This window comes from Streptomyces sp. NPDC006435, from assembly GCF_040612315.1.
In the GTDB taxonomy this organism is placed as follows: Bacteria; Actinomycetota; Actinomycetes; order Streptomycetales; family Streptomycetaceae; genus Streptomyces.
The window spans coordinates 131,071-155,437 of sequence record NZ_JBEXPY010000009.1; the positions used below are offsets into that span (position 1 = coordinate 131,071).

At 72.7% G+C, this 24,367-nt stretch carries 25 protein-coding genes and 1 riboswitch; of the genes, 12 read left to right on the plus strand and 13 right to left on the minus strand.

From position 1 onward, the window contains the following. Positions 1-12: 12 nt before the first annotated feature. A complete protein-coding gene (locus ABZZ04_RS12830; RefSeq protein ID WP_356932225.1) occupies positions 13-1,941 on the minus strand; it encodes an anthranilate synthase family protein in 1,929 nt (642 codons plus the stop codon). 91 nt (positions 1,942-2,032) lie between these two features. Further along, positions 2,033-2,089 (minus strand): trp operon leader peptide, encoded by a 57-nt coding sequence (locus ABZZ04_RS12835; RefSeq protein ID WP_148835614.1) that lies wholly within the window; start codon positions 2,087-2,089, stop codon positions 2,033-2,035. Positions 2,090-2,194: 105 nt separating this feature from the next. On the opposite strand from ABZZ04_RS12835, the gene ABZZ04_RS12840 reads away from it, so the two are divergent. Further along, on the plus strand, positions 2,195-3,541 hold the full coding sequence (locus tag ABZZ04_RS12840) for a class II 3-deoxy-7-phosphoheptulonate synthase (RefSeq protein ID WP_356932226.1): 1,347 nt from the start codon (positions 2,195-2,197) through the stop codon (positions 3,539-3,541). A 170-nt stretch (positions 3,542-3,711) separates the two neighbouring features. Continuing rightward, complete coding sequence (locus ABZZ04_RS12845; RefSeq protein WP_356932227.1) at positions 3,712-4,035, plus strand: (2Fe-2S)-binding protein; 324 nt, start codon at positions 3,712-3,714, stop codon at positions 4,033-4,035. Between the two features lie 14 nt (positions 4,036-4,049). On the opposite strand, the gene bfr is transcribed toward ABZZ04_RS12845, so the two are convergent. Next, on the minus strand, positions 4,050-4,529 hold the full coding sequence (gene bfr / locus ABZZ04_RS12850) for a bacterioferritin (protein ID WP_356932228.1): 480 nt from the start codon (positions 4,527-4,529) through the stop codon (positions 4,050-4,052). A gap of 155 nt (positions 4,530-4,684) precedes the next feature. On the opposite strand from bfr, the gene ABZZ04_RS12855 reads away from it, so the two are divergent. Beyond that, a complete protein-coding gene (locus ABZZ04_RS12855; RefSeq protein ID WP_356932229.1) occupies positions 4,685-5,317 on the plus strand; it encodes a sulfite oxidase-like oxidoreductase in 633 nt (210 codons plus the stop codon). A gap of 99 nt (positions 5,318-5,416) precedes the next feature. Here ABZZ04_RS12855 and ABZZ04_RS12860 read toward each other — a convergent pair whose 3' ends face one another. The 5 genes from ABZZ04_RS12860 to thiO form a co-directional block, all read right to left on the minus strand. Further along, on the minus strand, positions 5,417-6,274 hold the full coding sequence (locus ABZZ04_RS12860; protein ID WP_356932230.1) for a deoxyribonuclease IV: 858 nt from the start codon (positions 6,272-6,274) through the stop codon (positions 5,417-5,419). Between the two features lie 7 nt (positions 6,275-6,281). Beyond that, on the minus strand, positions 6,282-8,198 hold the full coding sequence (gene pknB, locus ABZZ04_RS12865) for a Stk1 family PASTA domain-containing Ser/Thr kinase (RefSeq protein ID WP_356932231.1): 1,917 nt from the start codon (positions 8,196-8,198) through the stop codon (positions 6,282-6,284). 111 nt (positions 8,199-8,309) lie between these two features. Continuing rightward, on the minus strand, positions 8,310-9,104 hold the full coding sequence (locus ABZZ04_RS12870) for a thiazole synthase (RefSeq protein WP_356932232.1): 795 nt from the start codon (positions 9,102-9,104) through the stop codon (positions 8,310-8,312). Between the two features lie 2 nt (positions 9,105-9,106). Further along, complete coding sequence (thiS, locus tag ABZZ04_RS12875; RefSeq protein ID WP_356932233.1) at positions 9,107-9,376, minus strand: sulfur carrier protein ThiS; 270 nt, start codon at positions 9,374-9,376, stop codon at positions 9,107-9,109. Further along, positions 9,373-10,557: a glycine oxidase ThiO gene (thiO, locus tag ABZZ04_RS12880; RefSeq protein WP_356932234.1), complete on the minus strand. Its 1,185-nt coding sequence runs from the start codon at positions 10,555-10,557 to the stop codon at positions 9,373-9,375. Before thiO ends, thiS begins: the two co-directional genes overlap by 4 nt. Beyond that, positions 10,555-10,667, minus strand: a riboswitch (TPP riboswitch). (Overlaps the previous gene by 3 nt.) A gap of 51 nt (positions 10,668-10,718) precedes the next feature. Here thiO and ABZZ04_RS12885 point away from each other — a divergent pair. From ABZZ04_RS12885 to ABZZ04_RS12910, 6 genes are all read left to right on the plus strand, one after another. After that, positions 10,719-11,063: a hypothetical protein gene (locus ABZZ04_RS12885; protein WP_356932235.1), complete on the plus strand. Its 345-nt coding sequence runs from the start codon at positions 10,719-10,721 to the stop codon at positions 11,061-11,063. A 4-nt stretch (positions 11,064-11,067) separates the two neighbouring features. Further along, on the plus strand, positions 11,068-12,348 hold the full coding sequence (locus ABZZ04_RS12890; RefSeq protein WP_356932236.1) for an FAD-dependent oxidoreductase: 1,281 nt from the start codon (positions 11,068-11,070) through the stop codon (positions 12,346-12,348). Positions 12,349-12,481: 133 nt separating this feature from the next. Continuing rightward, the gene (locus ABZZ04_RS12895; protein WP_148834452.1) at positions 12,482-12,847 is read left to right on the plus strand and encodes an Rv2175c family DNA-binding protein; all 366 of its coding nucleotides are present in this window, start codon (positions 12,482-12,484) and stop codon (positions 12,845-12,847) included. 100 nt (positions 12,848-12,947) lie between these two features. Then, positions 12,948-13,601: a thiamine phosphate synthase gene (gene thiE, locus ABZZ04_RS12900; protein ID WP_356932237.1), complete on the plus strand. Its 654-nt coding sequence runs from the start codon at positions 12,948-12,950 to the stop codon at positions 13,599-13,601. A gap of 214 nt (positions 13,602-13,815) precedes the next feature. Next, positions 13,816-14,733, plus strand: coding sequence for a methylenetetrahydrofolate reductase [NAD(P)H] (gene metF, locus ABZZ04_RS12905; protein WP_356932238.1), 918 nt, complete (start codon positions 13,816-13,818; stop codon positions 14,731-14,733). 50 nt (positions 14,734-14,783) lie between these two features. Further along, positions 14,784-15,704: a hypothetical protein gene (locus ABZZ04_RS12910; RefSeq protein ID WP_356932239.1), complete on the plus strand. Its 921-nt coding sequence runs from the start codon at positions 14,784-14,786 to the stop codon at positions 15,702-15,704. A 61-nt stretch (positions 15,705-15,765) separates the two neighbouring features. On the opposite strand, the gene ABZZ04_RS12915 is transcribed toward ABZZ04_RS12910, so the two are convergent. The 5 genes from ABZZ04_RS12915 to ABZZ04_RS12935 all read right to left on the minus strand — a co-directional run bounded on the left by ABZZ04_RS12915 (position 15,766) and on the right by ABZZ04_RS12935 (position 21,866). Further along, positions 15,766-17,283 (minus strand): NAD(P)/FAD-dependent oxidoreductase, encoded by a 1,518-nt coding sequence (locus tag ABZZ04_RS12915; protein ID WP_356932240.1) that lies wholly within the window; start codon positions 17,281-17,283, stop codon positions 15,766-15,768. Positions 17,284-17,313: 30 nt separating this feature from the next. After that, entirely contained in the window at positions 17,314-17,931 is a 618-nt protein-coding gene (locus tag ABZZ04_RS12920) for a DUF4126 domain-containing protein (RefSeq protein WP_356932241.1), read from the minus strand. 398 nt (positions 17,932-18,329) lie between these two features. Then, positions 18,330-18,941: a TetR/AcrR family transcriptional regulator gene (locus tag ABZZ04_RS12925; RefSeq protein ID WP_356932242.1), complete on the minus strand. Its 612-nt coding sequence runs from the start codon at positions 18,939-18,941 to the stop codon at positions 18,330-18,332. 29 nt (positions 18,942-18,970) lie between these two features. Beyond that, complete coding sequence (locus ABZZ04_RS12930; protein WP_356932243.1) at positions 18,971-21,058, minus strand: YhgE/Pip domain-containing protein; 2,088 nt, start codon at positions 21,056-21,058, stop codon at positions 18,971-18,973. Further along, the gene (locus ABZZ04_RS12935) at positions 21,030-21,866 is read right to left on the minus strand and encodes an ATP-binding cassette domain-containing protein (RefSeq protein ID WP_356932244.1); all 837 of its coding nucleotides are present in this window, start codon (positions 21,864-21,866) and stop codon (positions 21,030-21,032) included. Before ABZZ04_RS12935 ends, ABZZ04_RS12930 begins: the two co-directional genes overlap by 29 nt. A gap of 168 nt (positions 21,867-22,034) precedes the next feature. Here ABZZ04_RS12935 and ABZZ04_RS12940 point away from each other — a divergent pair, with 168 nt between their 5' ends. From ABZZ04_RS12940 to ABZZ04_RS12950, 3 genes are all read left to right on the plus strand, one after another. Then, on the plus strand, positions 22,035-22,562 hold the full coding sequence (locus ABZZ04_RS12940) for an SAV_6107 family HEPN domain-containing protein (RefSeq protein ID WP_356932245.1): 528 nt from the start codon (positions 22,035-22,037) through the stop codon (positions 22,560-22,562). Positions 22,563-22,801: 239 nt separating this feature from the next. Further along, positions 22,802-23,560, plus strand: a complete 759-nt coding sequence (locus tag ABZZ04_RS12945) for a methyltransferase (protein ID WP_356932246.1) — start codon at positions 22,802-22,804, stop codon at positions 23,558-23,560. A gap of 294 nt (positions 23,561-23,854) precedes the next feature. Then, positions 23,855-24,244, plus strand: a complete 390-nt coding sequence (locus ABZZ04_RS12950; RefSeq protein ID WP_356932247.1) for a DUF3040 domain-containing protein — start codon at positions 23,855-23,857, stop codon at positions 24,242-24,244. The last annotated feature ends 123 nt before the right edge of the window (positions 24,245-24,367 follow it).

A 24,367-nucleotide genomic window follows, 5' to 3' on the forward strand; every position in this document is an offset into this window, starting at 1 on the left:
CCCCTCGGTCCTTCAACCGGCCACCGGCAGCCCCGCCAGCAGCTCCGTCACGATCGCCGAGCCGCGCAGCGTCAGCACCGACTCCGGGTGGAACTGCACCGAGGCGAAGCCCGGCCCGCGCAGCGCGTGCAGCTCACCGGTGGCCCCGTCCACGCTCGCCTCGATGGAGTGCGCTGCCAGCTCGGACTCCGCGTCCCCGTCGCAGCGCGCGGTGAAGCTGTTGTAGAAGCCGACCGTCTCCGGCCGCCCGAACAGGTCGATCCGGGTCTGCGCGCCCTGGTACGGCACGGTCTTGCGGACGATGTCCAGCCCCAGCTCCGCCGCGATCAGCTCATGGCCGAGGCAGACCCCCAGCAGACCGTGCCGGTGCTCCCGGAGCAGCTCCGCGGCGAGGCCGCGCAGCAGCCGCATCTTCGGATCGGCGGCGTCGCCCGGGTCACCCGGCCCCGGGCCCAGCACGACGGGCCCCTCGTGGGCCCGCACCAGCTCGCGCAGCCCCGGCTCGTCGTAGCGGCGCACCGACACGTCCAGCCCCGAGGAACGCAGCAGGTGCGCCAGCATCGCGGTGAAGGTGTCCTCCCCGTCGATCACCAGCGCCCGGCCCGACAGCTCGTGGGCGCGCTCCTGCATCCGCAGCCAGAACGGCGCGAGGCCGTCCCGCCGGGCGTCCAGGGCGGCCCTCACCCGCGGGTCGCCCGCCAGCCGGGGCCGGGCCTCCTCGTCCCGCGGCCGGCCGGGCCGCACCCCGAGCGCGGTGAGCACCCCGGCCGCCTTCGCGTGGGTCTCGGCGACCTCGCCGTCCGGGTCGGAATGCCGTACGAGCGTCGCCCCGACCGGCACCCGCAGCCGCCCGTCGGCCGAGATGTCGGCGGTGCGGATCAGGATCGGCGAGTCCAGGGTCTGCGTCCCGTCCGGCTCCTGCCGCAGCAGGGCCAGGGCCCCCGCGTAGTAGCCGCGCCCGCCGGCCTCGTACCGCTCGATGACCCGGCAGGCGTTCTGCACCGGGGAGCCGGTGACCGTCGCCGCGAACATCGTCTCCCGCAGCACCTCCCGCACGTCCAGCGAGGAGCGTCCGCGCAGCTCGTACTCGGTGTGCGCCAGATGGGCCATCTCCTTGAGCCGCGGCCCGACCACCACCCCGCCCATGTCGCCGACGGTGCACATCATCTTCAGTTCCTCGTCGACCACCATGGAGAGTTCCTCGGTCTCCTTGCGGTCGGCGAGGAAGGACAGCAGGCTCCCGGTCGTCGGCCCCTCGGCGGGATAGCGGTACGTTCCGCTGATCGGGTTCATCACGACGGTCCCGCCGGACATCCGCACATGGACCTCGGGACTGGCCCCGACCAGCACCCGCCCCGACGCGGAGGCCCCTTCGGTCCCACTGCCGCCCGTGTGCACGACGAAGGTCCAGTACGCGCCCCGCTCACCGGCCAGCAACCGCCGGAACAGGGCCAGCGCGTCGGTCCGGCCGAAGCCGGGGATCTCGCCCCGGAAGGTCCGCCGGATGACGAAGTTCGCCCCCTCGCCCCGGCCGATCTCGTCCTCGACGACCCGCCGGACGATCCCGGCGTACTCCTCGTCCCCGATGTCGAAGGCGCCGCCCTCGACGCGCACGTCCTTCACCGGCAGGTGGTCCAGCACCTCCGCGAGCGGCAGCTCGTACGCCTCGTCCGCGACCAGCACGGACAGCGGTGTCCCGTCGTCGCGCACGTCGAAGCCGCGCTCGGCGATCTGCCGGAACGGCACCAGGGCCAGCGAGGGCAGTGCGCCGACCGGGATGTCGGCGAGCCGGGCGGCCTCGTGCACCCGGCCGATCAGTACGTCGACGACGTCGTGGTCGTGGCCGGGGGTGCGCCTGCGCAGCAGCGCGAACGGCGGGCAGTCGTCGCCCAGGAGCCGTTCGACGACGGTGGCGGTGCGAGGGTGCAGCGGATTGTTCACGGGTCGTTCCTTCCGGTCGGAGGAACGGCTCCCCATGAACGGGGAAAGGCCGCCCCTCGGGCGGCCTTCGCGTGGTCTGTCGCGCGATCGATCAGTGGGCCGCCGGATGAGCGGTCCACCACCAGTTCTGGTTCTTCTGCGCGAACATGTCCCGAACCCTAGCGGACGCCGGCGCCGTCGGGACGCGCGTGTCTCACCCATTGAGCTTTCGGATGGACGCCCGGCCGGACCCCGTAGTGTTGGGGACGTGACCGTGAACGCCAATACCTCCGTCGCCGGTGGCAACACCTGGCGAGACCTTCCCGCGGCGCAGCAGCCCGAGTACCCCGATGCCGAGGCTCTGCGCGATGTGATCGCGGACCTCGCGTCGTATCCGCCGCTCGTCTTCGCGGGCGAATGCGATCAGCTGCGCGCCCGCATGGGAGCCGTCGCCAAGGGCGAGGCGTTCCTGTTGCAGGGCGGCGACTGCGCCGAGGCCTTCGACGCCGTGTCGGCCGACCACATCCGGGCCAAATTGAAGACGCTGCTCCAGATGAGTGCCGTCCTGACCTACGCGGCCTCCGTGCCCGTGGTGAAGGTGGGCCGGATCGCCGGGCAGTACTCCAAGCCGCGCTCCAAGTCGACCGAGACCCGCGACGGCGTCACCCTGCCGACCTACCGCGGCGACTCCGTCAACGGCTTCGCCTTCACCGAGGAGGCCCGGGTCCCGGACCCGGAGCGCCTGAAGCGGATGTACCACGCCTCCGCGTCCACGCTGAACCTGGTCCGCGCCTTCACCACCGGTGGTTACGCCGACCTGCGCCAGGTGCACGCCTGGAACCAGGACTTCGTGAAGTCGTCCCCGTCCGGCCAGCGCTACGAGGCGCTCGCCCGCGAGATCGACAACGCGCTGAACTTCATGAAGGCGTGCGGCACGGACCCGGCCGAGTTCAAGGCGGTCGAGTTCTTCGCCTCGCACGAGGGCCTGCTGCTGGACTACGAGTCGGCGCTGACGCGCACCGACTCGCGCACCGGCGAGCTGTACGACACCTCCGGCCACATGATCTGGATCGGTGAGCGCACCCGCCAGATGGACGGCGCGCACATCGAGTTCGCCTCGAGGATCCGCAACCCCATCGGCATCAAGCTCGGCCCGACGACCACCGTCGACGAGGCGCTCGGCTACGTCGAACGCCTCGACCCCGAGCGCGAGCCCGGCCGGCTGACCTTCATCGTCCGCATGGGCGCCGACAAGGTCCGCGACAAGCTCCCGGCCCTGGTCGAGAAGGTCACCGCGTCCGGCGCCACCGTGGCCTGGGTGACCGACCCGATGCACGGCAACACCTTCGAGGCCGCCTCCGGCCACAAGACCCGTCGCTTCGACGACGTCCTGGACGAGGTCAAGGGCTTCTTCGAGGTCCACAAGGCCCTCGGCACCCACCCGGGCGGCATCCACGTCGAGCTCACCGGCGACGACGTCACCGAGTGCGTCGGCGGCGGACACGAGATCCTCGTGGACGACCTGCACCAGCGCTACGAGACGGCCTGCGACCCGCGGCTCAACCGCAGCCAGTCCCTCGACCTGGCGTTCCTGGTCGCCGAGATGTACCGGGACCAGTAGGCATCACCGCAGGTGGCACGCGTATGACTGTGGGGCACGGATCGATGTGATCCGTGCCCCACGGGCCGTTCGGAGGCTTTCAACGCCTTCTCGCGCCAGGTAAGGTTAGGTTCGCCTCACCATTCAACGGGGAGGCGGCGAACGACCGATCCCGCCGGGAGGTGAACCGCGTGTACGTCTGCTCGTGCTTCGGCATCACGGAGAAGCAGGTCAAGGAGCACGCGGAGGCCGGAGCCTGCACGCCCCGGCAGATAGCCTCCGCCTGCAAGGCGGGCACCGACTGCGGCGGCTGCGTCCGCGCCATCCAGGCGATGCTGGGCCGGGGCAGCTGCCCGCGGCGCGAGGCACCGGCCCGGAACCGGGTGTCCGGCACCGCCGGTGAGGACGCCCCGGCCACCAACCCGGGGGCCGACGACCGGACCGTCGCCCCCGGCGCCGTACCGGGCGCGGCGCCCGGCGTCGAGCCCGGCATCCGGCTCCCCGAAGCGGCCTGACCCGCCGGTCCGGATCAGCTGTCCGGCTGCTCGATCAGCTGGGCGATGTACAGCGGCTCACCGAGCTTCTCGACCAGCTCCAGCTGGGTGTCGAGATAGTCGATGTGGTGCTCCTCGTCCTCCAGGATCGACTCGAAGATGTTCGCCGACGTGATGTCGCCCTTGGTGCGCATCAGCTCGATGCCGCGCTTGAGGCGGTCGATCGCCTCCACCTCGACCTGGCGGTCGGCCTGGAACATCTCGGTGACGGTCTGACCCACCCGCACGTGGAACAGTCGCTGGTAGTTGGGCAGCCCGTCGAGGAAGAGGATGCGGTCCGTGAGGATCTCCGCATGCTTCATCTCGTCGAACGACTCCGAGCGGGTGTACTTCGCGAGCTTCGTCCAGCCGAAGTTGTCCTGCATCTTCGCGTGCAGGAAGTACTGATTGATGGCGGTCAGCTCTGCGGTCAGCTGCTCGTTCAGGAACTCGAGGACCTCGGGGTCGCCCTGCATCGCAGAGGCTCCTTCCAACCGGTGAAAACGGGCAAGTTGGCCGCATCTTCGCATTGCGTCCCGTAACCGTCCAGTAAGTGCAGACTTACTATGAGTTGTCTGAATCGCCCCCTCCTTGGTCGGGACCACCCCTGCCTGTCTGTCACCATGGAGGCATGGGTCAGCCGGAAAGCCGGGAACACCGCGCGTCAGAGCAGTCCGAGCTTCCGCCGGGACAACGACTCCAGCGAGGCTGGCCGGTCACCCATTACGGGCCCGTTCCCAAGTTCCGGCCCGAGCGCTGGGAGTTCCGGGTCTTCGGGGCCACGGCGGACGGCGAGAAGCACTGCTGGAACCATCAGGAGTTCTCGGAGCTGCCGTTCGCCTCGGTCGTCGCCGACCTGCACTGCGTCACCAAATTCAGCATGCTGGGCGCCGAATGGGGCGGGGTCCCGGCCCGTACGATCCTGGAACTCGCGCCGCCGGCACCGAACGTCACCCATGTGATGGTGTGGGCCGAGTACGGCTTCAGCTCGAACCTGAGGCTCGCCGACTTCGCCTCGGACCGAACACTTTTCGCCACCCACAAAGGCGGAGAACTGCTCACCGCGGAGCACGGTTTCCCGCTCCGCCTCGTCGTGCCGCACCTCTACGCCTGGAAGGGGCCCAAGTGGGTCCGGGGCGTCGAGTACATGACGGCCGACCGCCGCGGCTTCTGGGAGGAGCGCGGCTACCACAACATCGGTGACCCCTGGCGCGAGCAGCGGTACTCCTACCAGGAGGAGCCCGGGGACGGCCCCGAGCTCTGACCCGGCGGCCCGAGCGGACCGACGGCCCCGAGCTCTGACCCGGCGGTCGCGCTCCGGCCCGGCGGTCGCGGGTCGGGTCCGTGACCCGGGAGGACCTGCTCAGTCGGTGTCGCGCAGTCCCTTCAGCCGGGCCACGTCCGCCGCGTGGCCCTCCTTGCCGCCGGGTGTCTCGATGATCAGGGGCACACCGGCGGTCGCCGGGTGGCGGAACAGCTCGCGGAAGGGCTCCTCGCCGATGTGGCCGGAGCCGATGTTCTCGTGCCGGTCCTTGTGGGCCCCGACCACGTCCTTGGAGTCGTTGGCGTGGATCAGTTTCAGCCGTCCTTCGCCGACCGTCTCCACCAGCAGGTCCAGGGTCTGCCGCATGCCCGCGGGACCCGCCAGGTCGTGGCCCGCCGCGTAGATGTGACAGGTGTCGAGGCAGACGCCGAGCCGGGGGTGGGCGTCGAGCGCCTCGAAGTACGGCCCGAAGTCCCAGGTCCGGGAGCAGAGCGAGAACCCCTGCCCGGCGGTCGACTCCAGCAGCAGGTACGGGTCGTCGTCGTGCGTCAGCTCGTCCAGCAGCGGTCGCATGTGGGTACGGACCTGGGCCAGGGCCTGCTCGCGCGGCCGGCCGCCGGTCGCCGACCCGGTGTGCACCACGACGCCCAGGGCGCCGATCTCCCGCGCCCGGCGCAGCGAGTGGCGCAGCGACAGGACGGACTTCTCGACCGTCGCCTCCGTGTGCGACCCGAAGTTGATCAGGTACGGGGCATGGACGTACGCCGGTACGGACCGCGCGGCGCACTCCTCCCGGAACCGTTCGTCCTGGACCGGGTCGCCGACGGGGGTCGCCCAGCCGCGCGGGTTGGCGACGAAGACCTGGACGGCCTCCGCCTCCATCTCCCGGGCGTAGGGGAGGCCGACCTTGGCGAGGCCGCCGGCCACCGGAACATGGCCGCCGACCGGGTTGCGCATGTGAATCTCAGAGTCCCTTGGTCTTGATGGTGATGGTGCTGCCCTCGGGGGCCTGGTCGCCCCCGTCGACGGACTGGCTCGCGATGGTGTCGCTGAACGAGAGGAACGGGCGGTCGACCTTGACCTCGAAGCCCGCGTCCTCCAGTTCGGCCGTGGCCTCGTCGACGTCCTTCCCGGTGACGTCCGGGACGTCGATCATCCGGGGGCCCTTCGAGACCGTGAGCTTGATGGTGTCGCCCTCGGCCGCCTCCGAGCCCTGGCCCGGCGACTGGCGGGCGATGTCGCCCGCGACCTCGGGGGAGTTCACCCGGTCGGGGAGCACCTCGGCCTTCAGGCCCTCCTCCTCCAGGGCCGCGGTGGCGTCCTCGACGGACAGCCCGGTGACGTCGGGGACGTCGACCGGGGCGCCCTTGCTGACGACGAGGGCGACCGCCGAGTCCGGGTGGCGCCCGGTGTTCGCGCCGGGGTCCGTGCGGATCACGTCGCCCCGCACGATGTCCTCGCTGAACTCCTTGGTGACCATGCCCGACACCAGGCCGACCTTCTTCAGTTCCTTCCTGGCGTCGGCCAGGGAGAGGCCCCGGAGCTCGGGGACCTTCACGATCTCCGGCCCCCGCGAGACGACGAGGGTCACCGAGGCGTTGCCCCTGACGCGGTCGCCGGGCTCGGGTTCGCTGCTGATGACCTTGCCGCGCTCCACGGTGTCGCTGTATTCCCGTTCGACGGTCTTGACCTCGAGACCGGTCTCCGCGAGCCGCTTCTCGGCGTTCTTCTGGGTCTGGCCGAGCAGCGCGGGGACCCGGGTGAACTGCCCCGAGTTGATGTACCAGACGCCGGTGCCGATGCCCAGCGCCAGCAGCACGGCGACGACCGCGACGAGGACGGAGCGCGGCGGCACACCGCGGCGCCGTGCCGGAGCCGCGGGCCGCGCGGGCTCCGGCGGGGGCATCTCCAGCCGGCTGGTGTGGTGCGAGACGCCCTGGTCGGCCGGGAGCAGCCGCGGGATCACGCTGGTGCGGTCCTCGGTGGCGTCGTGCGACTCGGCGGTGGCCTGCGGCGGTACGGCGTCCAGCTGGGCGTCGGTGAGGCCGGCGCGCGCCTCGCGGGTCCGGGCGAGCAGGGCCACCGCGTCGAACGGGCGGGCCTCGGGGTCGCGGGCGGTCGCGGCGGCCACCAGCCCGTCGAGCTCCTCCGGGAGCCCGGGGACGACGGCCGAAGGCGGCGGGACGTCCTCGTTGAGGTGCTGGTAGATGACCTGGGCGGGGGTCTCCCCGCCGTGCGGCTTGGCACCGGTCAGCATCTCGTACAGGACGACGCCGCAGGCGTACACGTCGGTACGGGTGTCCGCCGTGCCGTGCTCTATCTGCTCGGGGGCGAGGTAGGAGACCGTGCCCAGGACGGACCCGGTGGTGCTGGTGACGGAGCCCACCGCCCGCACGAGGCCGAAGTCGGCGACCTTGACCCGGCCGTCGTCCCCTATCAGGACGTTCTCCGGCTTCATGTCGCGGTGCACGAAACCCGCCCGGTGCGCGGCGCCGAGGGCGGCCAGGACCGGCTCCAGGATGTCCAGCGCGGCCCTCGGCTGCAGCGCGCCCCGGTCGCGCAGCACGTCGCGCAGGGTGCAGCCCGCCACGTACTCCATCGCCAGGTAGACGTACTGTCCCTGCGCGCCCTGGTCGAAGACGGCCACCACGTTCGGGTGCGCGAGGCGGGCCACGGACTTGGCCTCGCGGATGAAGCGCTCGACGAACGTGGCGTCGGTCGCCAGCGCCGGATGCATCACCTTGAGGGCGAGAACCCGGTCGAGCCGGGTGTCCACGGCCCGGTAGACCGTGGCCATGCCGCCCACGGCGATGCGGGCATCGACGCGGTAGCGGCCGTCGAGCAGCTGCCCGACGAGAGGGTCCTGGAGGGTCGTATCCACGCAGGCGAGTCTACGAGCAGCCACGGACCCGGCTCACGGGCCGGGGCGGACCCGGAGCCGTACTGCAGCCGAGCCGTGACAGGGACATGAACCGCAGGTCGCCCCGGCGGCTCAGAAGGCCGGGCGCTCCGGGTCCAGCCGGGCGCGCCCCTCCACCGGCGACGACGCCTCGGCGAAGTGGCGGCGCGGGATCCGGCCCGCCCGGTACGCCAGGCGCCCGCCCGCCACCGCGTGCCGCATCGCCGCGGCCATCAGCTCGGGCTCCTGGGCCCGGGTCACCGCGGACGCCAGCATCACCGCCGCACAGCCCAGCTCCATCGCGAGCGCCGCGTCCGAGGCCGTCCCGGCACCGGCGTCGAGGATCACCGGCACCCGGGCCTGCTCGACGATCAGCCGGAAGTTGTGCGGATTGCGGATGCCGAGGCCGGATCCGATCGGGGAGCCCAGCGGCATGACCGCCGCGCAGCCCACGTCCTGGAGCCTGCGCGCCAGCACCGGGTCGTCGTTGGTGTACGGCAGCACGGTGAAGCCGTCGTCCACCAGGATCTCCGCGGCGTCCAGCAGCTCGATCGGGTCGGGCAGCAGGGTCCGCTCGTCGGCCACCACCTCCAGCTTGATCCAGTCGGTGCCGAGCGCCTCGCGGGCCAGCCGGGCGGTCAGCACGGCCTCGCCCGCGGTGAAGCAGCCCGCAGTGTTCGGCAGCACGCGGATGGAGAGCCGCTCCAGGACGGAGAGCACCGAGCCCTGCACGGTCGGATCGAGGCGGCGCATCGCGACGGTGGTCAGCTCGGTGCCGGAGGCGACCAGGGAACGTTCCAGCACGTCGAGGCCGGCCGCCCCGCCCGTCCCCATGATCAGCCGGGAGCCGAAGTCGGTGCCGCCGAGGGCGAAGAGGTCGTCGGACACGGTCAGCCCCCCTGGACCGCGGTCAGGATCTCGACGCGGTCGCCGTCGGCCAGCACGACGGCGGACCACCGGCCCCGCGGCACGACGGTCTCGTTGACGGCGGCGGCCACGCCGGAGCCCGCGGTGGTGAGGGAGGCGACCAGGGCGTCCAGGGCGGTGCCCGCGGCGAGGACGCGGACCTCGCCGTTCACGGACACGGAGAGGGCGGCGGAGGGGGCGGGGGACGTGCCGGGCCCGGCGGGGGAGCCGGGGCGGGATGCGGACTCGGTCATGCGGGCTGCTCCTGACGTACGGGGGCGGCGGCGGACGGGAATCGGTGCGGGGTGAAGGGGCGGGCCTGCTCGGGCGGTTCGCCGCCGGTGAGGAACTCCGCCATGACGTCACCGGTGACGGGGGTGAGCAGCACCCCGTTGCGGTGGTGACCGGTGGCGAGGTGCAGGCCGGGCAGGGCGGTGGGGCCCAGCAGCGGGGCGTTGTCGGGGGAGGCGGGGCGCAGACCGGCCAGGGCCTCGGTGAGCGGCAGCTCGGTGATGCCGGGGACCAGCTCGTGGGCGTCCCGCAGCAGTTCGTAGACGCCGCCCGCGGTGACGGTGGTGTCCCAGCCCAGCTCCTCGCTGGTGGCGCCGACGACCAGCTCGCCGTTCTCGCGCGGGACCAGGTAGACGTGGCTGCCCCGGACCACGGCCCGTACCGTCCGGCTGAGGAAGGGCGCGTACGGGGCGGGCACGGTCAGCCGGAGCACCTGCCCCTTGACCGGCCGGACCGGCGGCACGACGTGGTCCGGCAGCCCCGGGAGCCGGCCGCTGAGGCTGCCCGCGGCGAGCACGACCTGGTCGGCCGCCAGTTCCGTACCCCCGTCGAGCACCGCCCCGGCGGCCCGGCCGCCCCGCACCGTCAGGCGCTCCACCCGGTCGCGGTGGAAGGTCACCCCGGCCCGCTCGCAGGCGGTCAGCAGGGCGGCGGCCAGCCGGCGGGGGTCGATCTGGTGGTCGCCGTCGACCCGCAGGCCGCCCCGGACTCCCGGCGCCAGCATCGGCTCCAGCCGGCGGCACTCACGGCCGGTGAGCCACTGGGACATCAGCCCGGACCGCTGCTGGAGGGCGTGCAGCTCCCGCAGATGGGCGCGGTCGTCGGCGTCCAGGGCGACGGCCAGGGTGCCGCAGGTGCGAAAGCCGGTCTCCCGCCCGCTCGCCTCCTCCAGCTCGGCCACGAAGGCCGGATAGCGGGCGGCCGAGGCGACGTTGAGACCGAGCAGCAGCTCCTCGCCGTAGTGGAGTTCGGTGACGGCGGCCAGCATGCCGGCCGCCACCCGGGCGGCCCCGCCGCCCGGTTCGGGATCGGCGACCGCGGTGCCCAGTCCGCGCTGCGCGGCCCGCCAGGCGGTCACCAGACCGATGATCCCGCCCCCGATGACGAGGACGTCGTGTCCCTTCCCGTTTCCGGAAGAACGCATGGGCGTCCAGCCCCTCCCTTCGCCGGCATGACCCGGATCAGGTTCGTACGGTCGGAGGCCGCCCAGCCTCCCTCTCAGCCCGGTGCGTCCGGGCTCCCGCGAGTGTTTTACGTTGGCCACCCTAAACCCCGCCGTCCCGGCCCAGTAAGGGAGCAGCCACCGTGGCCCGTTCGCTCGACGGACTCGTCCTCGCCCCGGTCGCCGACCAGGCCCCGGGCCAGGTCGGCACCCGCACCCGCTTCGCGTACCACGAGCAGGACGGCCGGATCTGGGCCGACTACGCGGGCGGTGACGTGGTCCGCGGCCATCTCGTCGGCACCCGGGACGGTGACACCCTCGACTTCAGGTACGTCCAGCTGAAGCAGGACGGGACGACGTCCTGCGGCCACTGCGTCTCCACCGTCGTCGACCTCGCGGACGGCCGGGTCCGGCTGGAGGAGCGGTGGGAGTGGGAGTCGCAGGAGGGCGGCGGGACGAGCACGGTCGAGGAGATCCCCTCTTCCTGACGAAATGTCAGATGCTTATGGTGTAGGGGTGAGCGATCAGCAGCAGTCAGAGCAGCCGGACCGGCGGCCGGGGCGCCGCGTCGTCGTCGTGGGCGCGGGCATGGCGGGCGTGCAGACCGCGGTGGCCCTGCGGGAACAGGGCTTCACCGGCCCCGTCGTCCTGATCGGCGCCGAACCCCACCAGCCCTACGACCGGCCCCCGTTGTCCAAGGCGGTGCTGCTCGGCAAGGCCGAGGACTCCGCCTTCGAGGTCGACTTCGAGGCGCTGGACATTGAACTGCGGCTGGGCGTCGAGGTCACCGGCGTGCGACCGGACGCGCACGAGCTGGACACCCCCTCGGGCCCCGTCGGCTACGACGCCCTGGTGATCGCGACCGGCGCCGAACCGGTCGTGCTGCCCGGCACCGAGGGCGTTCCCGGCGTCCACCTGCTGCGCACCCTCGACGACGCGGCCCGGCTGCGCCCGGTCCTCGGCGAACGGCACGACGTCGTGGTCGTCGGCGCGGGCTGGATCGGGGCCGAGTTCGCCACCGCGGCCCGCGCCGCGGGCTGCGGGGTCACCGTCGTCGAGGCCGCCGACCGGCCCCTCGCGGGCGCGATGCCCGCCGAGGTCGCCGCCCCGATGGCCGACTGGTACGCCGGGATCGGCGCCGAACTCCTCACCGGGGCCCGGGTCGACCGGATCGAGCCGGGCCGGGTGGTCCTCGCGGACGGCCGTACGCTCCAGGCCGGGGCGGTCGTCGTCGGGATCGGCGCACGGCCCGCCACCGGCTGGCTGGCCGGCTCCGGCATCGAGCTCGGCCCCGACGGGTCGGTGACCGCCGACGGGGCGCTGCGCACCTCGGCACCCGACGTGTACGCGGTCGGCGACTGCGCCTCGTTCCCCTCCGCCCGGTACGGCGAACGCCTGCTCGTCCACCACTGGGACAACGCCCTCCAGGGCCCGCGCACCGCCGCCGCCAACATCATCGGCGCGGCGGCCGACAGTGCCTTCGAGCCGCTGACGTACGACCCCGTGCCGTACTTCTGGTCCGAGCAGTTCGACCGGTTCGTGCAGTACGCGGGCCACCACGGCGGTGCCGACACCCTGCTGTGGCGCGGCGATCCGGCGGACCCCGCCTGGTCGGTGTGCTGGCTGCGCGACGGCGTCCTGGTCGCGGTTCTCGCCGTCGGCCGCCCGCGCGACCTGGCGCAGGGGCGCAAGCTCATCGAGGCGGGGGCGTCGCTCGATCCGGAACGGGCCGCCGACCCCGCCGTGCCGCTGAAGACGGCGGTCCGCGACTGAGGACCCGCCGGGCGGCGCGCGGCCCCGGCGACCGGGACGGAAGGGCGGAGAGGGGCCGGGGGAGCGGTTCGGGACGCCCTGAAGGGCCGAGTCCGGGTATCGGCTGTCAGTGCGGGATGGCAGGCTTGTCCTCGTGACCGAGATTGACGCAAAGATCGATGCTCTCGTCCCTGCCTGGCTCCACCTCCCCGACATCGCCGAAATGCTCGATGTCGAGGTGACGCGTGTGCGGCAGCTGGTCAAGGAGGGCCAGCTGATCGCCGTACGCCGTGGTGAGAACCGGGCACTCCAGGTGCCGGCCGCCTTCATCGACGGCACCAGGGTGGTCAAGGGCCTCTCCGGCACCCTGACGCTCCTGAAGGACGACGGCTACACCGACGAAGAGATGCTGGAGTGGCTCTTCACCCCCGACCCGACCCTGCCGGGCACCCCCGCCCAGGCACTGAGCGAGAATCGCGGCACGGAGGTGAAGCGCCGCGCCCAGGCGCTCGCCGTCTGATCACAGGCCCGGTGCGAGCGGGCGGACGGCGCGGTCCCGCGCCGTCCGCCCCTGCCCCGTGCCGTCTTCCGCACCGCTCTCCCAGGGGGGAACCGCACCGATGTCCACGCTCCGCGCGTCGCTGTCCGAAGCCCGGCTCTATCTGTGCACGGACGCCCGCAGGCGCCAGGGCGACCTCCCCGCGTTCCTCGACGCCGTGCTCGCCGCCGGGGTGGATGTCGTCCAGCTGCGCGACAAGGGCATGGAGGCGGCCGAGGAGCTCGACCACCTCGCCGTGTTCGCCGACGCGTGCCGGCGCCACGGCAAGCTCCTCGCGGTGAACGACCGGGCCGATGTCGCCCACGCCATCGGCTCCGACGTGCTGCACCTCGGCCAGGGCGACCTGCCGGTGCCCGCCGCCCGTGCGATCGTCGGCGACGACGTGCTGATCGGCCGTTCCACGCACGCCGGGTCCGAGGTCGACGCGGCCGTCGCCGAACCCGGCGTGGACTACTTCTGCACCGGCCCCTGCTGGCCCACCCCGACCAAGCCCGGACGGCACGCCCCGGGCCTCGACCTCGTCCGGTACGCCGCCTCGCTCGACCAGCCGCGCCCCTGGTTCGCCATCGGCGGCATCGACGCCGGCAACCTCGACGAGGTGCTGGACGCCGGGGCCCGCCGGGTGGTCGTCGTACGGGCGATCACCGAGGCCGCCGACCCGGGCGCCGCCACCGCCGAGCTGGCCCGCCGGATCAGGGCGCACGCCGGGGAGTGACCCCGGCCGTCCCGCCGGGACCGTGATCGGTAACGGCCCGCCGGGGCCGTTACCGGGCCGGATGCCCGGGACGGGGCCGGACACGGACATGGGCACGGGCATTCAGGGGCGTGATTCGGCCCGGGTGTCCGAAGGATGGACAAACAACCCGTCAATTCGGACAATTCTCCCTGGTCCGGTCCTATGGCCGCCCTGCTCTGGTTAACCTGCCGGTATGGCCCTTGGTACACCATCCACCAGGACGGATCGCGCACGCACGGTGCGTGAGGTCCTCGCGACCGGCAAGACCTCCTACTCCTTCGAGTTCTGGGCTCCCAAGACCGAGCAGGGCGAGCGGAACCTCTGGAACGCGCTGCGCCGGGTCGAGGCGGTGAGGCCGAGCTTCGTCTCCGTGACCTACGGGGCCGGCGGTTCCACCCGGGCCGGGACGGTGCGGGCCACCGAGCAGATCGCGGCCGACTCCACCCTCACCCCGGTCGCCCACCTCACGGCGGTCAACCACTCCGTCGCCGAGCTGCGCAACATGATCGGGCAGTACGCGGACGCCGGGATCCGGAACATCCTCGCCGTGCGCGGGGACCCGCCGGGCGACCCGATGGGCGAGTGGGTCGAGCACCCCCAGGGCGTGCGGTACGCGGCGGACCTCGTCCGGCTCATCAAGGAATCCGGTGATTTCTGCGTCGGCGTCGCGGCATTTCCCGAGATGCACCCGCGCTCGACCGACTGGGACACCGACATCCGGCATTTCGTGGACAAGTGCCGGGCCGGCGCCGACTACGCGATCACCCAGATGTTCTTCGACCCGGAGGATTATCTGCGGATGCGTGACCGAGTGGTCGCCGCGGGTTGCGAAACCCCGATCATTCCCGAGGTCATGCCGCTGACCAGCGTCAAACAACTGGACAGATTCGCACAGCTCAGCAACGCGTCCTTCCCCCCGTTCCTGAAAGAACGGATCCTCGCGGCAAAGGACGATCCCGCCGCTGTACGCTCCATTGGAATCGACTTCGCAACGCAGTTCTGCGCGAGGCTGCGATCCGAGGGTGTTCCCGGACTGCACTTCATCACGCTCAACAACTCGACGGCGACGCTCGAAATCTACGAGAATCTCGGACTGCACAAGCAGTCGTGACCGGCCGTACCCGCCGCTACCCGGGGCGGTGGCCGTAGGAGGGGGCGGGCATGGGCTGGACGGTCCTCTACATCGCGTTCGGAATCGTCGCGCTGTGGCTGCTCGGTGAAGTGCTCCTGCAGTACAAGGCGCGCCTTCGCTGGAGACTGCTGGCCTTCGCGGGCTTCGCCTGCGTGGTCGTCGGGGTGCTCATCCCGTCCGTGCTCGTCATCGTCCTCGGCACGATCGCCTTCGCGACCGGGCAGACCCAGGTCACGCTGTCCTTCCGGCGGGGCTTCTCCACCGGCTGGGCCATAGGGGGCAACCCCGGCGCCAGCCGGCGCCGCAAGGGCGGCAACGGGGAGGGGCGGCAGGGCCGCGGACCCACGCTCCAGGTCTCGGACCTGGAGCTGGAGCACGACGGGCAGACCCCGCCGCCGCCCGTACAGGCCCCCGCGGTCTACGAGCCGGAGCCCATGCCGGACGACACCGGTCAGTACGGCGTCTACTCCGACGGTCACCGGGCGCGCCAGGACGACCGGTCCGCCTCCCTCCCGCAGCAGCCCCCGTACGCCCCGTACGACGTCCACGCCGAGCCCACCGCCGCGTACGGAGCACCGGGCCAGGACCCGTACGCCGCCCAGGACCCGCTCGCCGGGCAGTACGACTACGGCACGCAGCAGCAGTACGCCGCGTACTCCGACCCGTACATCGGGACCGGCACCGCCGGGGGCCCCGCGGAGTACCCCTCGTACGACGGCTACGGAAACGGCAACGACTACGACAGCTTCGGGGGCCGGCAGCAGTACGCCCCCGACCCGTACGCCCAGCAGCCGTACGCCGACACCCCGCCCGGCGGCGTCTGGGTGCCGCAGCAGCGCGAGGGCGAGCAGTACCCCGTCACGCCCCCGGAGCAGCCCGCCCACCCCGCCCCGCCGCCGAACGGCTACAACAACGGCAGCGGCTACGACGAACAGCAGTACCGCTACTGAGCCGTAGCGGTAGCCGTAGCCGTCGGAGGCCGGTCCCGCGGTACGGACGGCCTCCGGGCGCTCACCGGGAGCCCCGGAACCCGTCCCCCTCCACGATCAGCCCGGCGACCAGGGCCCCCGACATGCCCGCGTGGGCGAGTCCACCGCCCGGGTGCGACCAGCCGCCCGCGGCGTAGAGCCCCGGCAGCCGGGTGCGGTTGCCCGGACGCAGATACGCGCCGCCCGCCCCGGCCAGCGCGGGCGCGGGCACCGAACCGCCCTCCGCGCCGGTCCGCGCCGCCGTCTCCGCCGGGGTCCGCACCTCGGCGTGCAGCAACCGCTCCCGTATCCCGGGCACGGCCGCGGCGGCGGCCACGATCAGCGAATCGGCGCACCGTTCGCGCACCGCCGGGTCCGTCCAGTCCACCGGGCCGTGCGGGGCGACCGTCGCCGTCAGCGTCACCGCCTCGTGGTCGTCGTCGGGGCGGGTCGACGGGTCGTCCGGGCGCAGCACCGTCACCGTGGGGTGCTCGGCGAGCCGCCCGCCGAACACCGCGTCGCGCTCCGCCGCACCGTCCGCCGGGTGCACCAGCGTCCGGTGCACGGTGTCCGCGGGCCGGGCGCCGCGCAGCGAGAGCAGCACCAGGAACCGGCCCGGCACCAGCTCCTGCCCCGCACCCTGCCGGGCCGTCACGTCCTCGTCCTGCCAGGACTCCTGACCCGGCACCAGACCGGGGCGGGGCGGGGCGCCCAGCACCACGTGATCGGCCTCGGCGACCGTCCCGTCCGCCAGCTCGACCCCCGCCGCCCGGCCGTCCTTCTCGACGACCCGGGCCACCTCGCACCCCAGGACGAACTCCACCTTCCGGGCCAGGCACCGCTCGTGCACCGCCTGCGCCAGGGCCCGGATGCCGCCGGAGACGTACCAGCTGCCGAACGTCTCCTCCATGTACGGCAGCAGGGCCGCCGACGCCGGTGCGCGCACCGGGTCGAGCCCGTACGACAGGGCGTACCCGTCGAGGAGCGCGGCCAGCCGGGGGTCGGACAGCTCCCACGCGCCGACCTCCGCGACCGTGCCCGCCTGCCGGGCGGAGCGCAGCAGTCGGCGCTGCCGGAGCGCCGGATAGGGATCACGGCCGAACACCTGCCGGTCGGGGCGCAGCGGCTCCTCCAGCAGCGGACGCCGCGACCGGTCCCAGGCATCGCGCGCCCGGTCGAGGAACCCGCCCCACGCCGCGCCCGCGCCGTCGCCGAGCGCCGCGTCCAGGGCGGAGACCACCCCGGCCCGCGAGGCGTTCGGCAGCGACACCGCCGTGCCGTCCGCGAACAGGTGCCGGCTCGCCGGATCGACCTGGGTCAGCCCGACGCACCGCTCCAGCGGCTCCTTGCCCGTCTTCACGAACAGGTCGCGGTAGACGGCGGGCAGATGGAGCAGCGCCGGGCCGGTGTCGAAGGCGAAGCCCTCACGGGCGTACCGGCCCACCGAACCGCCGAAGGTCTCCGACCGCTCGTACACCGTCACCCGGTGCCCTGCCACGGCGAGCCGGGCGGCCGCCGCCATCGCGCCCATCCCGGCGCCGATCACCGCAATACGTGCCATGTCAGTGACCTTAACGGCCACCGCCGAAGGTCAGCCCGGCGGTAGGTACGAGCCCGTCCGGGCCAGCCGCCGTTCCTCCCGCCGCTGTTTCCTGCGCCGCAGGAAGCGCCGGATGCGGGAGAACAGGAAGGCCACGATCACGATGCCGATCAGCAGCAGCGACGCCGCGATGAGCGAGGCCGCCACCGGATGGAATATCGCGAAGGTGACGATCCCGGCGACGCCCAGGTCCTCGACGATGCTCATGACGATGTTGCTGAACGGCTCGGGGGAGGTGTTGACCGCCATTCTGGTGCCGGCCTTCACCAGGTGGCTCACCAGCGCGGTGGAGCCGCCGATCGCCGCCGCCGCGAGCTCCGGCAGCGAACCGTCGCCACCGGCCAGCAGCGCCGCCACGACGGCACCGGCCACCGGCCTGATGACGGTGTGCACCGAGTCCCAGACCGAGTCCACGTACGGGACCTTGTCCGCCACCACCTCGCAGAGGAAGAGGATCCCGGCCACCACCAGGACGTCGGTGCGCTGGAGGGCGTCGGGCACCTCGTCGCTCAGACCGGTCGTACCGAAAATGCCGAGGAGCAGGACCACCGCGTAGGCGTTGATCCCGCTGGCCCAGCCGCTTGTGAACACCAGAGGGAGTACGGACACGGACGCGATCGTAAGCCAGATGGCGTACGGCACGGGACGGGTTCGGTGCCCAGATCTGAGTATCCGTACCTAGACCGCGAGATGAGTAGGTACGCGGATGGGCTCCCACCTGCCCGGACGGGAGAGTGGTGGGCACGGAGAGGGGCGCCGCGCAGGCACCGCCGGCACGGGGCGGCGGAACGGTCGCGGCACTCCCCTCCGGTACGGGGGAGCACTACGGAGGACTCGGGGCCACGGGGGACACGGGGCCACGGGGGAAGTCCTCCAGCAGTTACGGAAGGCGCCGGTCCGGCGCGGACCCGGGAAACCGGGTCCCACCGGACCGGCGCCTTCCGTATGCGCTCCTGCCCGTCATACGGTTCTGCCCGCGTGCGCTCCGTCCGCCGGGGGCGGGCGGCTCAGCGTCCGCTGACCCGACCGTGCAGCAGCAGCGACAGCGCCGAGTGCACGTCGTCGATCGACCGCTCGGGCTGGAACGCCTGCCAGTCCAGGGCCGCCACCAGCACCATGCCGACCAGCGCGGCGGCCGTCAGCGGGATGTCGATCTCCCGGCTCAGCTCGCCGTTCTCCACCCCCTCGCGCAGCACGTCCTCGACCACCGCGACGGCCTCCTGACGCACCACCAGGAGGGTTCCCTGCCAGGCCCGGTTGGTGCGCCACAGCTCCGCTACGTACAGCTGGGTGAACGCCGGATACCGGTCGATGAAGACCAGGCCGGCCCGGATCATCGCGTCCAGTGCCTCGACCCGGGTGCCGCCGCGCCGCCCGGTCTCCTCGGCCGCGGAGCGCAGCGAGGCGGTGAGCAGCCCGACGCCGTGCCGCAGGAGCTCCTCGAAGAGTTCGGTCTTGCTCTTGAAGTTGTAGTAGACCGTGCCCTTGGCGACCCCGGCGCGCTCGGCGATCTCGTCCACCGTGGTGGCCGAGAAGCCCTTCTCCGCGATGAGGGTCACGGCCGCCTCGTAGAGCTTCTGCCGGGTGGCCCGGCGACGCGTGGTGCTGCTGCTTTCCATGCCCCTGATTCTCACAGGTCCCGGCGCGCTCACAGGCTCAGTTCCGGGTGGAGCCGGTCCAGGGTCCATACCTGCTTGCGGCGTGCGGCGACCGCGGTGAGGGCGAGCGCCCCCGCCGTGAAGGCCAGCAGCACCGCGCTGCCCTGCCAGACCGGGCCGAGCCCGCCACCGGTGATCAGCCGGCGCAGCCCCTCGACGATGTAACTCATCGGCAGGTAGGGGTGGATCGCGTTGAAGAAGCCCGGACTGGTCTGGACGGGGTACGTCCCGCCGGCCGAGGTCAGCTGGAGCATCAGCACGGCCAGGACGAGGATGCGTCCCGCGGCGCCGAACCGGGCGTTCAGCCACTGCACGATCGCCGCGAAGCAGCAGGTCACCAGGGCCAGGAAGGCGATCGTCCCGGCGGCCCGGGTCATCTGCAGCCCCAGTCCCCAGTGCAGTACGGCCATCAGGGCGGCCACCTGGAGCAGCCCGATCGCGGCCACCGGCAGCCAGCCCGCGAAGGCGATCCGCCAGGCGGAGGCCCCGGCGGCGAGCGCCCGCCGGTTGAGCGGCTGGATCAGCATGTACGCCACCATCGCGCCGACCCACAGGGAGAGCGGGATGAAGTACGGGGCGAAACCGGTGCCGTAGTTGGGGGCCTTGTGCAGCGACTCGGAGGCCAGCTGCACCGGGTCGGCCATGACTCCCGTACGGGCGTCGCGGTCCTTCTTGTCGTAGTCGGGGATTTTGCCGACGCCGTCGTTGAGCCCCTCGGCGAGGGTGGTCGAGCCGTCGCCGAGCCGGATCAGCCCGCTGTCCAGGTTCACCGCGCCCTTCCTGAGGTCGCTCACCCCGGTGTCCAGGTCGGCGGAGCCGGTCCGGGCCGTGGTGAGGCCGGTGTGCAGGTCGTTCGCCCCCTTGGCGACCTTGTGCGCGCCGGTGTTCAGCGCGTTGACCTTCTTGACGGCGGACTCCAGGTCCTCGTCCAGGCGCGGTGCGTGCTCGGCCAGGTCCTCGGCCTGACGCTGGAGCGTGGTCAGCTGGGCGCGCAGCTTCTTCAGGTCCCCGTTCTGGTTCGTGACCAGTACGTTCACGTCGTCGGCGACCTTCGCGACGTCGGCCGCGGCGGTCGTGGCGCGCTTCAGCGGCGGGCAGACGTCGGGGTCGGCGTCCTGCTCCTGGGCGCAGCTGGTGCGGTAGAGCCCGGCCAGTTCGTCGGAGGCCGTGCGGGCGGCGGTGGCCGCGGTGGGGGCGGTCTTCACGAGCAGGTCGAGGTTGTCCCGCACGGCCTGCGAGGAGTCGGCGACCAGCCGGGCGGTGTCGCCGATCGACTTGCCGTTGTCCTTCAGGAACGGACGGACGTCGGCCGCCACCCCGTTCACCTTGTCGGCGAGCTGCTGGGTGCCCTCGGCCACCTGGCGGGAGCCGGTCTCCAGGTCGCCCGCGCCCTTGTTCAGCCTGACGATGCCGCCGGCCAGCCGGCCGCTGCCGGCCTTGGCGTCCTTCAGCCCGTCCGCGAGGTCCTGCGAGCCCTTCTTCGCTCTGCCGATGCCGCCCTTGAGGTCGTCGGCGCCCTTGGCGGCCTTCTCCGTCGCGTCGTGGAGGTCGGAGAAGTTGATGAAGATCCGGTCGAGGAAGCCGCGCGAGGCGTTGGTCGACGCGGCGGTGCGCACCTCGGAGAACACCGTCCGGGAGATCTGCCCCACGATGTAGTTGTTGGCGTCGTTGGTGCGCACCTGGAGCGCGCCGGTCTCGGGGGAGTCGCCCGAGCTGGACGCGATCCGCTCGCTGAAGTCCGAGGGCATGGTGAGCGAGAGGTAGTACGTGCCGTCCTCGACGCCCTCGGCGGCCTCGGCGGAACTCACCTCGTGCCAGTCGAACACCTTGGAGTCGAGGAGCTTGCCGGTGATCTCGTCACCGGCCGTGATGCGCTTCCCGGCCGCGGTGGCGCCCTTGTCGTCGTTGACCAGCGCGACGGGGATCCGGTCGAGGCGCCCGTACGGGTCCCAGAAGGACCACAGGTACAGGGCGCCGTAGAGCAGCGGCAGGAGCAGGAGCGCGACCAGTGCGGCGCGCGGCAGCTTTCCCCTGCCGAAGCGCTTGAGCTCAAGCGCGGCCAGTCTCGGCGAACGCATCGGCCGTCCCCTTCCCGGTCGTGGTTCCGTCGGCCGTGCCGGCCGTGTCCTTCGTGCCGTCCGTGTCGCCGGCCGGGCTCTTCGCGCCGTTGCCGTTCGTGTCGTTCTCGCTGTCGGTGCCGGTGCGCAGGGTGAGGGCACCCTCGGGGGCCTGGCTGCAGACGGCGAGCACGGTCGTGCCGTCGACCGCGACGGACCGCAGCAGCTCCCACGCCTCGGCGCGCTCGGAGTCGGAGAGCTTGAGGTCGGTGTCGTCCACCGCGAGCAGCCGGGGGCCGCCGATCAGCGCCAGTGCGACGGAGAGCCGCAGCGCCTCCAGCCGCTCCAGATCCCGTACGGAGGTCCGCTCGGCCTTGGGCAGGGTGGCCGGGTCGAGCCCCGCGGCGGCCAGCGCCGTGTCGATCCGCTCCTGCGCGGTGGCGATCCGCTCGGCGCGCGGGCGCAGCAGGGCGCGCAGCGAACCGCCGTAGCGGCGCTGGAGCAGGGCCCGCTCGCGCAGGTGCTCGGCGACGGTGAAGGCCGGGTCGAGCTCGCTGACGCCGGGCACCGGGCCCAGGGCACAGACGCGGCGCACCGCCGCCATCTTGCGCGGCAGGCGCAGTCCGCCGACCTCCGCGTGGCCCTCGGTGGGGCGCATCCGGCCGGTGAGGGCGAGCAGCAGGCAGGTGCGGCCGGAGCCGGAGGGGCCCTCGATCGCCACCAGCGAGCCGGGCCGGGCCTCGACGTCCACGCCGCGGAAGGCCCAGCCGCGCGGCCCCTTGAGCCCGAGATTCCCGGCAGTGACGGCTGCCCCGTGCGGGCTGTCCACTGACCCTCCCCTGATTTTGAACTGACCAGTCAGTGCAAAAAGGTAGCCCGAACTCGCGATCGAGGCAAAAGCACAGGTCAACGCGGTCCTGACGGGGACTGTCAGTGGTGCCCCTCACGATGGATGCATACGGCCACGGAGTCGTTACACGAGACAGGAGGTTTCGTCATGGCCCACTCGTCCGCAGCAGCCGCACCCCGGCGCCGCGCAGACGGCCCTGCCCCCTCACTGACCGGTCCGGCAAGCGATGTCCACCCCGTCCTGCGACGCACCACCGCCCCGCCCGCCGCTCTCGATCTGCTCGCCCAGGCCCGCGCCGGCCTCGACGAGGCAGCCGTTCTCGATGTGCCGAACGAGCGGTACGCCACCGCCCACCTCGCCGCGCTGCGGACCGCGGCCGCCGTGCTGGCCGCGCGGGGCCGCCCGGAGACGTCCCGGCGTCGTCGGGAGCGCATCCGCAGCGCCTGGGAGGTCCTCCCCGAGATAGCCCCGGAGCTGACCGAGTGGAGCGCGCTGTTCGCCTCCGGCGCCGCCCGCAGGGCCCGTGCGGAGGCCGGGATCCCGGGCGCCGCCAGCCGTCGGGACGCCGACGACCTGCTGCGCGACGTGGCGATGTTCCTGCGCCTGGTCGAGCGGCTGCTGGTGCTCCAGCCGGTGCTCCCGCAGTCCCGTAGGGAGCGGCCCGACACGGCGTGACGGGCGCCCCGGGCCGGGACGGGGAACCTCGGCCCGGTCCGGGGCGGCGGCCGGTCCGGTACGGGCGGGGGAGCGGACCGGCCCGGGGCGGCGGGAGCTCCGCTGCGGGCCGGTGGGGCGGCCGGACGCGGGATGACGGCACCGGCGGCGCGAGGCAATAGGGTGGACAGCACTCGTACCACCTGCACTGTTCACGCTCCCGCCGTCAGTGGCGGCACCGTGCCGAGGAGTCATCTGCCGTGTCGGACCAGCTGCGCCCCCGCGCCTCCCTCCGTACCGCTGTGGTCTGGGACGTACTCAAGGACGCCCTCGATCTCCGGGTCAAGGCGACCGGCAGGGACGTCCTGGACGTCCTGGACACCGGCGGCGGCACCGGGAACTTCGCCGTGCCGGTCGCCCGCCTCGGCCACCGCGTCACCGTCGTCGACCCCAGCCCCAACGCGCTCTTCGCACTGGAGCGCCGGGCCGCCGAGGCCGGGGTCGCCGACCGGGTCCGTGGTGTGCAGGGCGACATCCACGGCCTGTTCGAGGTGGCCGAGCGCGGCGGTTACGACGCGGTGCTGTGCCACGGCGTCCTGGAGTACGTGGACGACCCCGCCGAGGGGGTGCGCAACGCGGTGGACGCGCTCCGGCCGGCCGGAGCGCTCAGCCTGCTCGCCGCCGGGCTCGGCGGCGCGGTCCTGGCACGGGCGCTCGCCGGCCACTTCACGGAGGCCCGGCAGGCGCTCGGCGACCCGGCGGGCCGCTGGGGCGAGGGGGACCCGGTGCCCCGGCGCTACACCGCGGAGCAGCTCACCGAGCTGGTGTCCGGGGCCGGCGTCGAGGTCGGCGCGGTCCACGGGGTGCGGGTCTTCGCGGACCTCGTGCCCGGCGTCCTGGTGGACACCGAGCCCGGCGCGATGGAGGCGCTGCTCAAGCTGGAGGCCGCGGCGGCGGAGCTGCCCGCCTTCCACTCGGTCGCGACGCAGCTGCACGTTCTGGGCACGAAGCGGGCCTGAGCGCGAGCCGGTCCGACGGCCGTCCGGGGCCGCGGCATGGCTGATCAGCGGCGCAGCGGCAGACGGAGTACGCCCCGGACCCCCCGATCGGGGGCTTCGCCCCGTATGATCGGGGGACACCATCCGGCATGACGGATCGGAGGTCGGGGAATCAACGCCTCAGCAGCCGAGCCGTCGTGGCGGCCCGGACTGGCTGATGGGCAATGAAGGCGGGTTTCACGGGGGCGAATCCCTGCCTATCCTGGAAGGGCCGCATACCGGCCGCCCCCCGCGGCCGACGACGAGGAGGACTCCGTGCCGCTCTCGGAGCACGAGCAGCGAATGCTCGAGCAAATGGAGCGAGCGCTGTACGCCGAAGATCCCAAGTTCGCGACAGCGCTCGAGGGAAGCGGGCTGCGTACGTACACCCGGCGACGGGTCTATCAGGCGGTCGCAGGCTTCCTGGTGGGTATCGCGCTCCTCATGTCCGGAATGGTCGCTCAGCTGATCTGGATCAGCGTGGTGGGATTCCTCGTCATGCTGGGCTGCGCGGTCCTCGCGGTCACCGGCTGGCGCAAGGCGCCCAAGCCGGGCGAGCATCCGGCGAACGGTGGTGGCGGCCGTCACCACCCGAGGCAGCGCCGGACCGTGATGAACCGCATCGAGCAGCGGTGGCAGCGCCGCCGTGACGAGCAGGGCCAGTAGCCCTCGAACACTCCTGGACTGAGGGGCGGCCGCGACTTCGCGGCCGCCCCTCAGTCCTGTCCGGACCTGCCGAGGAGCACGGAAACCCGCCCCTGCGGCGCACCGGCCGGTGAACGCGTGCCG

What these genes read in the sequence shown, in the direction of transcription:
- ABZZ04_RS12910 (WP_356932239.1), top strand. Translation starts at nt 14,784, where the DNA reads ATGGGCTGGACGGTCCTCTACATCGCGTTCGGAATCGTCGCGCTGTGG.
- ABZZ04_RS12915 (WP_356932240.1), bottom strand. Translation starts at nt 17,283, where the DNA reads ATGGCACGTATTGCGGTGATCGGCGCCGGGATGGGCGCGATGGCGGCG.
- ABZZ04_RS12890 (WP_356932236.1), top strand. Translation starts at nt 11,068, where the DNA reads ATGTCAGATGCTTATGGTGTAGGGGTGAGCGATCAGCAGCAGTCAGAG.
- ABZZ04_RS12855 (WP_356932229.1), top strand. Translation starts at nt 4,685, where the DNA reads ATGGGTCAGCCGGAAAGCCGGGAACACCGCGCGTCAGAGCAGTCCGAG.
- thiS (WP_356932233.1), bottom strand. Translation starts at nt 9,376, where the DNA reads ATGACCGAGTCCGCATCCCGCCCCGGCTCCCCCGCCGGGCCCGGCACG.
- bfr (WP_356932228.1), bottom strand. Translation starts at nt 4,529, where the DNA reads ATGCAGGGCGACCCCGAGGTCCTCGAGTTCCTGAACGAGCAGCTGACC.
- ABZZ04_RS12925 (WP_356932242.1), bottom strand. Translation starts at nt 18,941, where the DNA reads ATGGAAAGCAGCAGCACCACGCGTCGCCGGGCCACCCGGCAGAAGCTC.
- thiO (WP_356932234.1), bottom strand. Translation starts at nt 10,557, where the DNA reads ATGCGTTCTTCCGGAAACGGGAAGGGACACGACGTCCTCGTCATCGGG.
- thiE (WP_356932237.1), top strand. Translation starts at nt 12,948, where the DNA reads ATGTCCACGCTCCGCGCGTCGCTGTCCGAAGCCCGGCTCTATCTGTGC.
- ABZZ04_RS12930 (WP_356932243.1), bottom strand. Translation starts at nt 21,058, where the DNA reads ATGCGTTCGCCGAGACTGGCCGCGCTTGAGCTCAAGCGCTTCGGCAGG.
- ABZZ04_RS12940 (WP_356932245.1), top strand. Translation starts at nt 22,035, where the DNA reads ATGGCCCACTCGTCCGCAGCAGCCGCACCCCGGCGCCGCGCAGACGGC.
- metF (WP_356932238.1), top strand. Translation starts at nt 13,816, where the DNA reads ATGGCCCTTGGTACACCATCCACCAGGACGGATCGCGCACGCACGGTG.
- ABZZ04_RS12860 (WP_356932230.1), bottom strand. Translation starts at nt 6,274, where the DNA reads ATGCGCAACCCGGTCGGCGGCCATGTTCCGGTGGCCGGCGGCCTCGCC.